The 15,734-nt window shown below is 33.5% G+C and carries 14 protein-coding genes; 4 read left to right on the top strand and 10 right to left on the bottom strand.

The features are described from left to right. Positions 1 to 21: 21 nt before the first annotated feature. Entirely contained in the window at positions 22 to 1,062 is a 1,041-nt protein-coding gene (locus B0M43_RS20260; protein WP_078007957.1) for a sensor histidine kinase, read from the top strand. Beyond that, the gene (locus B0M43_RS20255) at positions 1,059 to 1,757 is read left to right on the top strand and encodes a LytTR family DNA-binding domain-containing protein (RefSeq protein ID WP_078007956.1); all 699 of its coding nucleotides are present in this window, start codon (positions 1,059 to 1,061) and stop codon (positions 1,755 to 1,757) included. The genes B0M43_RS20260 and B0M43_RS20255 overlap by 4 nt, the downstream gene beginning before the upstream one ends. Before the next feature lie 107 nt (positions 1,758 to 1,864). Here B0M43_RS20255 and B0M43_RS20250 read toward each other — a convergent pair whose 3' ends face one another. Next, positions 1,865 to 2,581, bottom strand: coding sequence for a DUF4386 domain-containing protein (locus tag B0M43_RS20250; RefSeq protein ID WP_078007955.1), 717 nt, complete (start codon positions 2,579 to 2,581; stop codon positions 1,865 to 1,867). Between the two features lie 150 nt (positions 2,582 to 2,731). On the opposite strand from B0M43_RS20250, the gene B0M43_RS20245 reads away from it, so the two are divergent. Beyond that, a complete protein-coding gene (locus tag B0M43_RS20245; RefSeq protein ID WP_078007954.1) occupies positions 2,732 to 3,205 on the top strand; it encodes a hypothetical protein in 474 nt (157 codons plus the stop codon). Between the two features lie 153 nt (positions 3,206 to 3,358). Here the strand turns inward: B0M43_RS20245 and B0M43_RS20240 are convergent, their stop codons facing one another. From B0M43_RS20240 to B0M43_RS20200, 9 genes are all read right to left on the bottom strand, one after another. Beyond that, positions 3,359 to 4,123 carry an SDR family oxidoreductase gene (locus B0M43_RS20240; protein WP_078007953.1) on the bottom strand — a complete coding sequence of 255 codons (765 nt, stop codon included), beginning with the start codon at positions 4,121 to 4,123 and terminating at the stop codon, positions 3,359 to 3,361. Positions 4,124 to 4,390: 267 nt separating this feature from the next. Further along, positions 4,391 to 5,116 (bottom strand): SDR family oxidoreductase, encoded by a 726-nt coding sequence (locus tag B0M43_RS20235; RefSeq protein WP_078007952.1) that lies wholly within the window; start codon positions 5,114 to 5,116, stop codon positions 4,391 to 4,393. A gap of 269 nt (positions 5,117 to 5,385) precedes the next feature. Then, positions 5,386 to 6,309 (bottom strand): AraC family transcriptional regulator, encoded by a 924-nt coding sequence (locus B0M43_RS20230; protein WP_065449046.1) that lies wholly within the window; start codon positions 6,307 to 6,309, stop codon positions 5,386 to 5,388. A 220-nt stretch (positions 6,310 to 6,529) separates the two neighbouring features. Next, entirely contained in the window at positions 6,530 to 7,093 is a 564-nt protein-coding gene (locus B0M43_RS20225) for a 2'-5' RNA ligase family protein (RefSeq protein ID WP_078007951.1), read from the bottom strand. Positions 7,094 to 7,239: 146 nt separating this feature from the next. Then, the gene (locus tag B0M43_RS20220) at positions 7,240 to 8,607 is read right to left on the bottom strand and encodes an alginate export family protein (protein WP_078007950.1); all 1,368 of its coding nucleotides are present in this window, start codon (positions 8,605 to 8,607) and stop codon (positions 7,240 to 7,242) included. A gap of 2 nt (positions 8,608 to 8,609) precedes the next feature. Continuing rightward, the gene (locus B0M43_RS20215; protein WP_078007949.1) at positions 8,610 to 10,397 is read right to left on the bottom strand and encodes an amidohydrolase; all 1,788 of its coding nucleotides are present in this window, start codon (positions 10,395 to 10,397) and stop codon (positions 8,610 to 8,612) included. A 203-nt stretch (positions 10,398 to 10,600) separates the two neighbouring features. Continuing rightward, positions 10,601 to 11,290, bottom strand: coding sequence for a hydrolase (locus B0M43_RS20210; RefSeq protein WP_065449042.1), 690 nt, complete (start codon positions 11,288 to 11,290; stop codon positions 10,601 to 10,603). A gap of 226 nt (positions 11,291 to 11,516) precedes the next feature. Continuing rightward, positions 11,517 to 11,831 carry a hypothetical protein gene (locus B0M43_RS20205; protein WP_078007948.1) on the bottom strand — a complete coding sequence of 105 codons (315 nt, stop codon included), beginning with the start codon at positions 11,829 to 11,831 and terminating at the stop codon, positions 11,517 to 11,519. Positions 11,832 to 12,844: 1,013 nt separating this feature from the next. Further along, the gene (locus B0M43_RS20200) at positions 12,845 to 13,792 is read right to left on the bottom strand and encodes an alpha/beta hydrolase (protein WP_078007947.1); all 948 of its coding nucleotides are present in this window, start codon (positions 13,790 to 13,792) and stop codon (positions 12,845 to 12,847) included. Between the two features lie 444 nt (positions 13,793 to 14,236). On the opposite strand from B0M43_RS20200, the gene B0M43_RS20195 reads away from it, so the two are divergent. After that, positions 14,237 to 15,709 (top strand): MFS transporter, encoded by a 1,473-nt coding sequence (locus tag B0M43_RS20195; protein WP_065449039.1) that lies wholly within the window; start codon positions 14,237 to 14,239, stop codon positions 15,707 to 15,709. The last annotated feature ends 25 nt before the right edge of the window (positions 15,710 to 15,734 follow it).

Genomic DNA, 15,734 nt, shown 5'->3' with positions numbered 1-15,734 from the left:
TAAACTATTTAAGTATTAAAAATGAATATAAAATTGGATAACATATTGGATAACAAATGGTGGCAGGAAGTTGCCGTTGTTGCCTTTTCATTTACGATTTATACGTTAAAAAATGACTGGATGTTATTTAGTTCGTTTACTTCCATATTAATGGGAGTTTTTTTCTACTTAGTTTTATACATGCACGCCCAATTCAATCGTTTCTTTCTTTTGCCTATATTATTCAAAACCCAACGTCCTGTAACCTACATCATTTTAACTCTTTTTGGCGTATTTGTCTTTTCGGTGGTTTTGTACGAAATCACAATGCTCAATATGTTTAGCAATTGTCATCTCTATCAAAACTCCCATCAAAGAAGTTATGCGTATCAATTGGCAAGTGTTTTAGGAACTTTGGTTTGTATTTTGAGCCCAATAATTGTGTTTAAATTCTACAGGATTCACAGGAAAAAAACAGATGAAACGATCTTGTTTAACGAAATGCAGCTGAACTCTCTGAAAGGACAATTAAATCCTCACTTTTTATTCAATACCTTTAATACCCTTTACGGAATTAGTCTGGAGTTTCCGGAGAGAACCCCTGATTTGATCATGAAGGTCTCGCAGTTAATGCGTTATCAGCTGGAAAGCAATAGCAAAAAATGTGTTTCTCTTGAGGATGAACTGGAGTTTATCAACAGTTATGTACAACTCGAAAAAGAACGTGTTGGCTATAGATGCGAAATAACATATGATTTTAAAATCGATAATGAAAATGCGTATAAGATTTCGCCGATGTTGTTGATTGCTTTTATCGAAAATGCTTTTAAACACGGAACCTGCGCGATTGAAAAATGTTATGTCAGAATTTTTATTACTGTCGAAGAAGGACAATTGCATCTTCATGTAGTGAATTCAATTCCTACGAAAAAAACAGATGTAGTTTCTACCAAAATTGGTTTAAAAAATACGATAGAACGTTTGAATTTGATTTACGGAAAGAACTATAAATTAGACATTCAGGACGATAAGAACACTTACATTGTAGATTTTAAAGTACAATTGAAAAAGTTTGTAGAATGAGAGAATCCAAAAAATGTATAATTGTAGATGATGAACCCGCAGCGCATTATGTGTTAGCGAATTATATCAAGCAAAATCCACAATTAGAACTGGTTTTTCAGGGCTATAATGGTATTGAAGCAATGGATTATCTTCGCGAAAATCCCGTAGATTTGATGTTTTTGGATATAAATATGCCTGAAATATCAGGAATGGAATTGTTGAAGATTCTTCCCACTCATCCTAAAACGATTCTAACAACAGCCTATTCTGAATTTGCTCTCGAAAGTTATGATTATGGTGTAATTGACTATCTTCTGAAACCTATTTATTTTCCAAGGTTTTTAAAAGCAATTGATCGTTTTTTCGCAACCGAAAACGTCAAACCTAAAGCAGAAGAAACAGTTGTAAACTCCGTTAGCGTTAAAGTTGATGGTTATTTGATGAATGTCGAATTAGACCAACTTTTGTTTGCGCAGAGTTTTGGTAATTATGTGAAACTGTATACGACAAAAAGAACGTATCTGGCCTCGATTACGACAAGCGAACTGGAGAAATGTCTGCCGGAGAAAAATTTCATGCGCATTCATAAATCATACATTGTAGCGCTGGATAAAATTGAAACAACAGACAAAGATTTTGTTGTCATTAAAAACGAAAAATTACCCGTTGGGATTACCTATAAAAGAGAATTATCCGACAGGTTAAAAAAATAAAACCCGAAATAAATAAGTGCTTACTAATTCAATTATTTAAAATGAAAGCCTGCAATGATTTTCTTGTAGGCTTTTTTATTTTTACTCGGGTTTTATTATAAAAATTATTATGTTACTTTTAGTTTCCAGATCGATAGATTTACTCCTTTAAAAATAAGCCATAAGCTGAATGATAATTCGGCAAGTAAACATGGCATTAATAAAGCAATACTAGAAAATTGTGGTGCAAGTATTAATACAAAACTGTTCGTTAAATAACATATTCCTGCAACTGTCATTAAAACGCCAATTGTTTTAGGAAAGTATACTGATCTAAAAATTAAATATCCTTCAAGAAGACATACAAACCCAAAAAAGATCAATCCAATGCCGAAACCAAAATCATGTAGCTTGATGGAAAGATAAGATAGTGTATGCAACTGATCCGGAGTAAAAGATTTAAGATATTCTGCATCTCCCAAAAAGAATAATGCAGCTAAAAGATTTAATTTATTGAGTACCAAAACTGCGGTTTGTATCAAATTAAAAGACAAGTTAAGTAAGGCCAGTTTCTTACTTACCGGTTTTAAAAGGTAATACAGAATGATCATTACAGGCAAATCGCAAATATGCATGATCAGATCAGCTGTAATTCCCATTTTCCATAAAAAATCAGCATGCATTATATTGTTTGCAGTTGCATTGGCATCTCCGGAAACAAAAAGTTTATTTCTAACAAGAGCTTCAGCACCAATTCCCATCAAAATAATAACCAGATATAATATTCCGGCTATACGGGCATAAAGTTGTGGTGAACTTTCGAAATTCTTAAAACTAAATCTCATTGTTTTGTGGTTTTGGTTTTATATAAGACGGCTTATTTAGGATAATGTTACTCTTTCTTTTAACATTTTTTTTCAATTTCATATTTACTTCAAAATAAAGTAGTAATTTTAATACGTTATTTTAAGGATTGTTGATTTAAAACCATAATGATGAAAAACCTTTTCTTTATTATTACCTTTTTATACAGTAGTTTTTTACTAGGACAAAATGGAACTTCTCCAGATAAAGTCGTTACTCCGCCAGAAAAAGTATTGTTTACTTTTCAAAAAGAATATCCAGGGAAAGTTCCGGTATGGAACCTGAAATATGTTGGTGACGATGATGATGAAATTCGTTACGAGGCAAAATTTAAAACAAATGCAACGACAGAAGCGCTGGCAGTTTATGATAATCTGGGTGTTTTAAAAGCTTTTGAATCTCAAATTCCGCTTAGCAAACTTCCTACAAAAGCTCAGGCTTATTTAAAGAAAAATTATCCGGCCAAAGCCATCAAGGAAATTGCCGTTGTGGTAGACGACCAAAATAAAACCACTTATGAAGTGGGAATACAAAAAAACTCTAAATTTTATGATGTTGTTTTCGATAAAAACGGTGGTTTTGATGTAATCGTCGAAAAAGATTAAATCTGGAATACTTACTAACTCAATATATTTCTAAATGAAAAACCCGATAGATTTTTTAATCTGATCGGGTTTTGTTTTATGTTAAGAACCAAATCTAACAGGTTTGATTCTTATTATTTATCTAATAATTTTTAATTCACAATTAATAATTTATTAAAGCATCATTCCACCAGAAACCTCAATACGCTGCGCATTTACCCAGCGCGCTTCTTCGGTGCATAAAAAGGCAACAACACCGCCAATATCATCCGGTAAACCCACTCTTCCTAAAGCCGTTACTGATGCAATTTGCTGATTCATTTGCTCGTTATCACGAACAACTCCGCCTCCAAAATCAGTTTCGATTGCGCCTGGAGCAACCACATTTACTTTGATTTTTCTTCCGCCTAATTCTTTTGCCTGATACTTAGTTAAAGTCTCAATTGCGCCTTTCATAGCTGCATAGGCCGCATAACCAGGAAATGAAAAACGAGCTAAACCTGTAGAAATATTTACAATTCCTCCGCCGTCATTCATTACGTTTAATCCTTTTTGTGTTAGGAAAAAAGGCCCTTTAAACTGAATATTTGTCAATTGATCAAATTCTGCTTCAGTTGTCCCGATGAATGAATTGTGAATTCCGATTCCGGCATTGTTTACTAAAAAGTCAAATTTATCTGTTTTAAAAGCAGATTTTAAAACGTCATTTACGTTTTCGAAGAAAGAATCAAAAGTTCCAGTTTCAGCCACATTTAATTGAAGTGAAGCTGCTTTCTGACCTAAATTTTCTATCTCTTTAACCACCAAATCGGCTTCGTCTTTTTTGCTGTTGTAGGTTATAATTACGTCGATTCCTTTTTTAGCAATTGCAATTGCCATGTTTTTTCCTAAACCTCTGCTTCCGCCTGTCACAAGCGCTATTTTTGTATTTACTGCCATTTTTTTAAATTTTAAATTTAGAATATAGATTATAGAATATAGATTGTTGATTATTTAAAATATTGCCACAGATTAAAAGATTAAATTGATTAAAAAATCTGCTCAATCTGCGTGAAAAAATTAAACACATAGAAAACATAGGTTTTTAATACATAGCTATGTGTTTTTTAGGTTAATGAAATGCCTTTTTTAAGCTTTACAATTAACTATGTTTCTTTGTGTTTAAATCTAGCCACAGATTTGTAATTTTTAATTCTCAATTTTTAATTAATTCCCGTGTAATGCATTAAACGACGCTTTTAATTCCGGAACACTAGCATTTAATCTCGTTTCGCTGGTTCCAAAAGTAAGTTCGCTTTTTCCTTCTTTCAATTGTTCAAAAATTGAAACAATGAAATCATTTACGCTTGGATGCATATCGTGTAATCCTGCGCCGCCAAGGTCTGTATTCAATGCCGGCGGAATAATTTCGATTACTTCAATATTTTTTGATTGTAATAAATGGCGAAGTGAAAGTGTAAACGATCTAAAAAATGCTTTTGTAGCAGAATAAACGGGAACTTTTGCAAAAGGAGAAAATGCCAGTCCGGAAGTGACATTCATTACAGTTGTCAGTGATTTTAATTGAATAAACAATGATGTTAAATGCAATGGCGCTTCAATATTGGTTGTAACTTCACTTTTCATACTTTCGTAGAAATCAGAATCAGTAATTGAAACCCATTTTTGAATTCCTGCGTTGTTGATTAAAACATTTAAGTCAGGATGATTTTCTGCAATCCATTCGTAAAGTGCTACGCGTTCAGTTTCGATTGCCAGATCGCATACTTTTGTAATTACAGTAGGGAATTTTGCTTTTACTTCATTCAAAACAGATTCACGTCGACCGCAAATAATTACGGTATTGTTTTCCTGAATAAATCGCTCAGTAAGTCCAAGTCCGATACCGCTTGCACCGCCTGTTATTAAAATTTTGTTGTTTGATAAATTCATCTTTTCGATCTTTTAAATTGATAAGACAAAGGTAGGAGTGAGGCAGCGTAAGGAAATTGTAAATATCAAGCCGATGTTTGCGAAATTCAAATCAGAGGGAAATTAAATTCCAATTTTTTGAAATTCCAAATTCCAAATTCTAAAACGTAACGCGAAACTTTGTCAAAGTTTTAAACTTTGACAAAGTTCTATTGAAACCTGAAACCTGAAACCTGAAACCTGAAACCTGAAACCTGAAACCTGAAACCTGAAACCTGAAACAAAACAATCTAACTTCTAAAAGCCAAAGGTGTCAACGACGTTTGTTTTTTAAAGAAATTAGAAAAGTGCGCCAATTCTTCGAAACCTAGAGAAAAAGCAATCTCAGAGATGTTCCAGTCCGTTTGTTTTAAAAGGATTTTGGCTTCGTTTGTCAATCGGCTGCTGATTAATTCGGTTGTGGTTTTTCCTGTGTTTTCTTTTAAGACCTTATTTAAATGATTGACATGAACCGATAAACGTGATGCAAAATCTTTTGCGGTTCTTAATTCTAATCTTTGATTTGGAGATTCTATGGGGAATTGTCTTTCCAATAATTCAGCAAATAAGGAAGAAACTCTCGCTGCAGAATTATGTTTGGAATAAAGCGCCGTTATGGGCTGTAATTTTTGTCCGAAATGAATTAACTCTGCTACATAATTTCGGATCAAATCATATTTATAGATATAATCTGAGTTGATTTCTTTTTGTATTTTATTGAAAATCAAAGCAACTTCTTCTACTTCTTCGTCAGACAATTGAAAAATAGGATAACCGTCTGAAGCAAAAATAGGAAGTTCATCCAGATCGATTCCGCTTTTATTTTTGGATAAAAATTCACTGGTAAAAACACAAAACTGCCCGGATTGATTGGTGTCTTGCGGAACATAATTATACGGAATTTTGGGCGTAGCGAACAGAAGACCTTGTTTTTCGATTTCGATTATTTTATCGGCATATTCAGATCTGTTTTTCCCTCTAATTAAACTTATCTTATAATAAGCTCTTCTGTCATAAGGCATTATTGACTTCCCCTGCATACGTTCTAAGAGTTCTTTAATGTCAAATACATTAAAATGCCCAATTTCTTTTTTGATGTCGTTGGGTAATAATGAACTTGGTTCCACAGAAGAACCATCGGTGATGTCCTGATAAAATGAATCGAGTGATTTCATAAGATGAATTGTAAAATTCAAATATACGAAAAATAGATTTTAGTTTTAAGGTTCTTTGCTTTGGGTGGATTTAACCACAAGGGTTTTACGCAATGTTCGCAAAGCTGCCTTATTTAATCTCGCAAAGACGCAAAGTTGCAAAGTTTATTTCCTTTGCGACTTTACGTCTTTGCGTGAAATTACTAGCGCCCTTTGCGTAAAATCCTTGCGTACCTTGCGGTTAAAAAAGGCTCCCTTGAATTAATTCCGGCTGAGGATTACTGCCAAAGGGGAAAGTTTCTAAAATAAAATATTGTCTTTTAATTGGATCAAATTCTCTTAATATAATGGCATCACATAAAAACTCCATATTAATTGTAGTGAATAAATCACGCGCCATTTGGATGTTTTCAGGCGTTAGATTTCGTCCTATTGAGATATGAGGATCGTCGCTCCTGTCTTTACTGGAAATCAGAAGTGCTTCCTGAATTTTTTTCATCATAGGTTTTAAGTCTGCTTTAGAATTTTCACTTGGAGATATAAAGAACGCCCGACTTTCCTCATAAGCGTCAAAATGATCTAAATAAATTTGAACAGGAGTTAAAGCGTCAGCGATTTTAAAAAGTTTCTGTATGTACTTAGCAAGTTGATTTTCATTTGCTTTAAATCCACCAATTGTAATATGCGCCACAGAATTGCAGCTGCCGTACCATCCAATTCTATTAAATAATTCTAATTTTTGTTTTTTGATTATCTCAATTCCATCTTCTGAAGGATGAAAAACAACTGAATATTTCTTTTCCATTACATCTGCTTTTCTGCAAAATTAGAATTTAAATTTCATTGTCAAATCCACATAAAAAGAATCTTTGTCCAGAATGGATTAAAATCGATCCCTACAAAATAAATCGAACCTCCGGTTCTTTAAGCTGATGTGTTTTTATTTTATTATTAAAATTTAAATTGAGCAGTCAAAGCAGCATAAAAATAATCTTTTCCAGTACCAACTTCTTTTAAAAATGACCCTGCATTAAACCAGCCCGTTTCTAAGGTTAAAGATAGAAAATCGTTAGCCGTATATTCTAAATTTGAAATTAACTGCGAACCTATAAAGCGTTCTGTTGTATTTTCTCCGGAATATAAAAGTTGCATATTTGGGGCATATAAACCGTCACTTATTGTTTGTCTCCAAAAAATATCATAATCAAATCCGAGACCTAATTTGTCGGTTAAAGTAAAATTAATCGACGGATGAATATCAATTAAATTGGATGGGCCAATTAAAGCGACTAATCCAAAGTAAGCGCCTCTTGGGTACAAAGGATTAAAGGTTTGTAAATGATTGTCGCCAGAATTTTTGTCGCCTGAAATAATCTCTGTTTTAAGGCCTATTTCTGGAGTAAATTTTATGTTTTCAAAAGTATAACAGGCAAAAGAGGAAATGGTCCAGGCCGAAATTGTTTTTTGATTTAGCGTTCCAAATTGATACAATCCTTCAAAATCATATTTCCAGTTTCCTGTGTTTTTCCAGATTCTGGTTCCAATAGATTGTCTGTTTTCTTCGCCAACTGCGTCATCAAAAACGGCTCTTTTTTTCCATAATCCTAAATAATACAAATCGATATTTTGGATAAAAGGCACTTTGTGTATGACCGTATAATTTCCCCAGAATTTTGCATTTTCATTAAAGTTATCATTGAAAGTGCCAGGGTTATTAGCAATTGGATGTGTATAAAATACATCGGTCTGCCAATTGTTTTTTTTGTAAAATAATTTTACCGCGTCAAAAGCAAGTCGGCTGTTAGGACCTTCACGAACCGCGATCAACCGCTGTGAACCATAAGACATTTCCTGTCTTCCGGAACGTAACGTTAATCGTTCGTTTTCGGTATTAATAAAATCAATATCCAGAAAAGCCTGATGAAAATCTAATTCATTTTGATCAACGGGACTTGGATCTGTTTTACTATTTGCCAGACTGCTTTGCAATTCGACAAAAGTCCTGAAAATTCCCAAATGAACATCAGCATGCAGAAGATAACGAGAAAGTAAGTAACCATCGCCTTCATCAGAATCATCTCCCCATTTATCATTTACAGTATATGTGTATTGAAATCTCGCTTCGCCGCCAATTGAGACGTAATTGTTACTGTTTTGACTCAGCGGAATATATTTTATTTTTTCGTACCAATTTCTCGTAGAATCTTTCAAATAAGTTACATTATCGTCATATCGAAGCTTTTGAAAAACTGGTCTTTGCTGTGCATTTGCAGAAAAAAAGATTCCCAAAAGAACCAATAATCGGATTGTGTTTTTCATTTTTAGTTTTTTTGATAACCTCCAAAATAATTAACCGGGCTCCAATCCGGAATCGCTTTTGGTTTTTCGTTTGCAAAGGTTCTAAAGTCATTATCAGCATAAATAACCTTCCCGTTTACGACTGTCAGTTTTGATTCGATGTTTAAGATTTTTTCTTCGGCTGTATTGAAATAATCTTCAGAAAGAATTGCAAAATCAGCTAATTTATCTTTTGCCAGCATTCCTCGGTCTTTTTCAATATTGATTAACTGCGCGCTTCCGTATGTGAATAATTTTAAAGCGGTCGTTCTGTCTACGATATTTTCGTCATTCATATATTTTAAACCGCCTAAAGTTTTTCCGGTTGTCAGCCAGTATAAACCTACCCACGGATTGTAACTTGCTACACGGGTTCCGTCAGTTCCCATTCCAACCTTAATTCCTAATTCTAAAATTTTCTTAAGCGGAACTGTATTTGCCGCAGCGGTTTTTCCGTATCTTTTAATGAAGCTTTCTCCCTGATACGCCATTCTGTGCTGAATGGCCAATCCGCCGTTTAAGGCTTTGATTCTTTTTAAATTTTCTACAGAAACTGTCTCTCCGTGATCGAAAAACCATAAAAGTCCGTTTAGAGGAGTTTCTTTGTTGATGTCTTCAATAACATTTAAAAATCGGGTGATGCTTTCATTATAAGTAGCGTGAATTCTAAAAGGCCATCTGTTTTTAACTAATAAAGATAAAACTTCTTTTAATTGCCCTTCCATTGCCGGGCTTAATTCCGGTCTTGGTTTGTCGAAGTTTTCAAAATCGCCGGCACTCATAACCAGATTTTCTCCTGCGCCCTGAACATGATATTCCACTTTATTAGCATGGTGATCATCGTCACAGCCTTCGCCAATTTCAACCGTCTGCATCCATTTGGTATAATCGTTTAGTTCTGTTCCTGCTTTTTGTGCAAACAAATAATAAGGCATTCTAATGGTTAAATCGCTGTCTTTGCATAAACCGTTTGTTACGCCATAATCGTCAGGAAAGTTTTGAAATCCGCCTCCTGCATCCATAATTGCTGTTACACCAAGACGGTTCATTTCGGTCATAAATTGTTTGGTCGAATTGAATTTTTCCTCTTCGGTTAATTCCGGAAGTTTAGCAAGTGTAGAGTATAAAATAAAAGCGTTTGGTTCTGCCACTAATAATCCGGTTGGGTTTCCGTTGGCGTCTTTTTCAATCAATCCCGCATTTGGGTTTGGTGTATTGGCATCTATTTTTAAGGCTGCGATTCCGGCTTTGTTTAGATAAGCGTGACCGTATAAATGAAGAATAAATGCCGGAACATCGCCTGTAGCTTCATTAATTTCTGCTAAAGTTGGTAATCTTTTTTCTTCAAACTGATAAGCATTCCATCCGCCTACAACGCGAACCCATTGGCCTTTTGGCGTTCTTTGTGCTTGTTCTTTTAGCATTGCCAAAGCTCTTTTTAGAGAACGAACACCATCCCAGCGCAACTCGGTATTAAAGAATCTTCCGCCGCGGATGATGTGCATGTGAGAATCAAATATACCAGGAATAATTACTTTTCCTTTGGCATCGATAACAGTTGTGTTTTTGTCTTTTAATTTTAGAATTTCGCTGTTTTTTCCGGTTTTTAGGATTTTTCCATCCGAAACGGCCATTGCTTCTTCAATCGTGTTGTTATCGTCTAACGTATGAATTACAGCATGATGAACGATAAGTGTGGCTCTTTTGCCTTGAGCGAAAACAGGCAGGGAAATGATGAAAAGAAAAGCTAGTATTTTGAAAGAGAGTTTCATGGTTGTGGTATTTTTAGTTGGTTTTGAATGTATTTAATTAAAAATCAGGAATTAAAAATTAAAAATATTTGGGAATTGCAGTAGAACTCCCCATAAGTATAAGTAATCGATGTCGAGTTTCATGTGTGATTTCTCCTTCGTCGAAAAGACAAAACAATCGTAGATTTTTAATTTTTAATTCCCAATTTTTAATTGAAAATTAATTAATGTTTCAACATTTCGTGAGCATATTGAACACCTACGCCATAAGCACCACCGTATTTTTTAACTAAATCTGTTACAGGTACATAAGTTTCCTGACGAGCCCAGTCACGTTGTAGTTCCAATAAATATTGTAATGAAGTTACCGGGTGAGCACCAGCCTGAACCATACGGGTTACGGCCATTTCGTGCGCTTCTTTAGAAACGTCTCCGCTTGCATCTGTAATTACATACACATCATAACCTTCGTTGATTGCTGATAAAGCTGGTCCAACAATACAAACGCTTGTCCATAAACCTGCAAAAACCAGTTTCTTTTTACCTTTTGCAACTATAGCTTTGTGAGCAGGAATATCTTCCCAGGTATTCATTGATGTACGATCGATGTAATTGGAAGTTGCCTTTGGATAAAATTCTTCGATTTCACGAAAAACGGGTCCACTAAATGATTTTTCTGCAACTGTTGTTACAATGGTAGGAACTTTGAATATTTTTGAAGCTCCGGCAACTAAAGCGGTGTTGTTACGAAGTTGATCAATTGGAATGTTATTTACTGCAAATGCCATTTGGCTTTCGTAATCAATAAGTACTAATGTGTGGTTGAAAGGATCTAATTGTGCCGGACTTGGTTTTTGAGCGAATCCAATAAAAGTTACAAATAATAATGCTGCGGTAAGGATTAATTTTTTCATGATAATTTATTTTTATTGTGAATAAAAGGTTTTTTAAAATATTTTGTATTTGATTTTCAGTGTTTTGCATTCACATTAAATGCTTTGTTTGTAATGTTTTGATTTTAAAGGTTTTTTCAAAAAAGGCAATAAATGTCCTAACGATATATCGCCAATTTGTTTTTGGATATTCGTAAATGAAAAGTTTTAAAGCTTTTTTGGTTTTTTAAAAAGGAAACTGCGGTACCTAAATTTTTCCTTTTAGATGTAATCGGTGAAGGATTTCTGATTTTAATAAACCGCTTCCTCCTCCAAAATGTTCAATTACTTCGACTTCAGGTTGTTGTTTTAAACAAAAAGAAGTGAACTTTTTTTCGACATGATCTTCGATTCCGGAACTCAAAAGAACAATGTCGATTTTGTGATTTTGAAAGTATTCCTGAGCATCATTCTCGTGATGAAAAGCAACTGCATGCCAGTTTTCATCTGCATTTACAAGTCGAAGTAAAATGGCCAGTATCGCTTCGTTTTTTCCAAGTAATAAGAATTCAAGAGTTTTCATAATCGCTTTTTTTAAAGTCTACAACGAACTAAGTTGCTAAGTTTTTTAGTTTTTAGTTTTTCAGTTTTAATAGAACTTGTAATTTGTTTTACAAATGTATTTGTTATTTAAATGATCTTCTCTTAATCTAGAACAAGAAATAATTTTCTCGGATTTAATGTTTTCAGGTTAAGACAGTAACTTTTTTCAAAAACTAATAATTTGCTTGACAAATGTATTGGTTAACTCAAAAATCATTGCTTAATCTAGGACAAGAAATAAAACTTTAGTCGAAGTGTCTGTTTCAGGTTTTAGATTCAGTTTTTAAAAGAACTATGCATTTATTTAGCAAATGTAATACGAAGCTAAAAGACCCTGGCTTAATCCAGGACAAGAAATTAATCTTATAGTTTTTTAGTTGTTAAGTGTTTATTTTTGAATTCGATAAAGGATTTTTGTACTGTTATTTTGTAAAAGATTCTTTTTTTTAATTTAAAAAGTGGTGTTATAATAGTAAAAAAAGAGGGTGCTAACTAATAGTAAACCAATTAATTATTCTTGAATGATTATAAATAATAGAAAAAAATATAGTCCAAATGTGGAAACCCGTAATGTTTTCTATAAAGTAGCTTGTAGATTTGTGTTATAGAAATTAATACAGAGGTTGTTTTTGCCTTTTTAAACAGCTTTGTTAATTCTCTATAGGTTAACTGTTTTTGGAGAAACATTTTTTTTAGAATGAAAATTTGACTTGTTCATTTCATAGTGAATTCTTAGTATAAGTTTGCAAGACATACGAGAAAGTCTAATTTTTATAGGGTTTTTAGATTTGGTTATTTATTTAACTGAATTTAAAGACCCTTTTTTTTGGATAAAATCCTGTAAAATATATTCGTACCTAAAAGTTGCAGATGTAGAATATGAATGAAAGTTGAAACTTAGAAAAAGGTAAATTGTTTAATTTTTTCTCTCAGTTATTTTGATAAAATATAAAAGGCAAAACTTATAAGTTTTGCCTTTTATATTAGTTTAATTTAGTTGCTGTATCCATGATTTTTAAGCCATTCTTCGCAATCTCGTGTCCAGAACTTACTAGTGTCTTTTACGCCCAAACCAAAACCATGTCCGCCTTTTTCGTAAATATGCAATTCAGCAGGAACGCCATTATTTTTTAGCGCTAAGTAAAAATTGATACTATTTTCAGGTAAAACAGTCGTGTCGTCTGTTGCATGTACCAAAAAAGTTGGTGGAGTTTGTGCGTTTATCCTTTTTTCGTTCGAAAATGAATCACGCAATTCCTGAGAAGGATTTTCGCCCAATAAACTAATTTGTGATCCTTTGTGTGTAATATCATTTTGCATGGATATTACGGGATAAATTAAAAGAGAAAAATCAGGACGTGCACTTACTTTAAAACTACTTTCATATATTTTATCATCGTAATGCGTCGCCAGCGTTGAAGCTAAATGCCCTCCTGCAGAAAATCCTAAGATTCCAATTTTGTTTGCGTCAACATTATATTTTGAAGCATTTTGTCTCACATAACGCACGGCTTCCTGAGCATCTTGCAAAGGACCTATGTTTTTGTTTTTCATTATCTTATCACTTGGTAATCGATACTTTACTACAATAGCAGCGATACCCAGGCTATTAAACCATTCGGCTACTTTAGTTCCTTCTTTATCAATTGCCAGATGTTGATATCCTCCGCCGGGAAAAATAATAACTGCAGCCTGATTGGGTTTGATCTTTTTAGGTAAAAAGATACTGAGTGTTGGCACGGAAACTAAGCTTGTGCTTAGAACTTTTCCATCTTTGATACTTTCATTTTCCTTGTAATCCGGTGCTTTAATTTCATCTGGTATTTTATTCCAAAGTGGTATAATCACATTATTTTGAGCCTTTACCTGAAGTGAAATGCTTATAAGCAAAACAAGTATAGTTACCTTTTTTTTCAGAAACTGTTTTTTTGAATTTTTCAATTTTATAAGGAATTAGTTAAAATGTGCTTTTTTTAGCAAAGATTCAAAAATAGCTATTTTTCGACTATTTCTATGTTTGAAAAAATGTTAAAAAGAACTTTTTATTACGACATAAGGTATAGACGTGATAATTGATTTTTAAGTATCCATTTTTGGTACAATTTTACCCCCTCAAAAGGACAAATTTCATATGTCTGCTTTTAACATATATATTGTTTAATGTGTAATTTTGAATAGATTTTTTTGTTCTATATGTTTATTTATTTAGTTAAAATAATTTTTTATATAATATATTTGGAATATAAAGATTAAAAACTATATTTGTGCAATCGATTACATTATTTTGTTTTGTCAAATTTTAGCAAATTAATTTTTATTGTCCTTTAAGATTATGGGTAAATTAATATTGCAAAAAAAATATCAATTTTATAATTCAATTTTACTATGAACCAACCACCAGACACAGTTATTACCAATCAGTCCAAAAAATCTACAGGAACATATCGCTGGAGTATTTGCGCTTTACTGTTTTTTGCTACGACAATTAACTATTTAGACAGACAAGTACTTTCATTGACTTGGAGCGATTTTATCGCGCCGGAATTTCACTGGACCAATAACGATTATGGGAATATAACGGCATTGTTCTCAATTTTTTATGCTGTTTCTCTATTATTTGCAGGCCGATTTGTAGATTGGCTGGATACTAAAAAAGGATTTCTGTGGGCTATCGGGATATGGTCTTTAGGAGCTTGTTTACATGCTTTTTGCGGTATTGCTACAGCAGGAATAATTACAGGAAATTGGTTTGTAGGATTTGAAGGAGCAAAAGACGCAATAGGCCTGGTACAGGACACAGGATTAGTAATTAATGTAAGTGTTACATTATTCATATTTGCCCGTTTTGTTCTGGCGGTAGGTGAGGCAGGAAATTTTCCGGCCGCTATCAAAACTACAGCGGAATATTTTCCTAAAAAAGACAGAGCATTTTCTACCAGTATTTTTAATGCAGGAGCGACGGTTGGAGCGTTAGCAGCTCCCATATCAATTCCTTTTATTGCAAAATCTTTCGGCTGGGAAATGGCTTTTATTATCATTGGAGCTTTAGGTTTTGTATGGATGGGATTTTGGGTTTTCATGTATGATAAGCCAGAGAGACATCCAAAAGTAAGTGCTGCTGAACTAGAGTATATTCAGCAAGATGATGTTGCTGATAGTAAATTAGTTGGTTATGTTCCGGAAACTACTACTAAAGTTTCTTTTGTCGAGTGTTTTAAATACAAACAAACCTGGGCTTTTGCATTTGGTAAATTTATGACCGATGGGGTTTGGTGGTTCTTTTTGTTCTGGACACCAGCTTATTTAAGTTCTGTTTATGGGATGGATTCTACTCAGGCTGCCTTACCATTATTTGTGTTATATATGATTACCCTGCTTTCTATTGTTGGAGGATGGTTACCCACTTATTTTGTAGAGAAAAAAGGTATGAACCCATATGAAGGAAGAATGAGAGCGATGTTAATTTTTGCATTTTTCCCTTTATTGGCCTTAATTGCACAACCGCTTGGATATATAAGTTACTGGATTCCTATAATTATTATAGGTATTGCAGGCGCAGCTCACCAATCATGGTCAGCAAATATTTTTACAACTGTTGGAGATATGTTTCCTAAAAAAGCAATAGCCACTATCACAGGAATTGGAGGATTAGCAGGAGGTGTTGGTTCTACTATCATCAATAAAGGTTCAGGATTATTGTTTGATCATGCTAAAGAAACTAATATGTCTTTTATGGGATTTCATGGTATTGAAGCAGGTTATTTCATCATTTTCTCTATTTGTGCGGTATGTTACTTAACAGGCTGGATAGTAATGAAAACATTAGTCCCTAAGTATAGTCCGATTACGGGAATGTAATATTTGGAAAATTTTAATAGTTGAA

It is taken from the genome of Flavobacterium sp. KBS0721, assembly GCF_002007065.3.
In the GTDB taxonomy this organism is placed as follows: domain Bacteria; phylum Bacteroidota; class Bacteroidia; order Flavobacteriales; family Flavobacteriaceae; genus Flavobacterium; species Flavobacterium piscis.
This window is presented reverse-complemented; position numbering and strand designations above follow the sequence as displayed.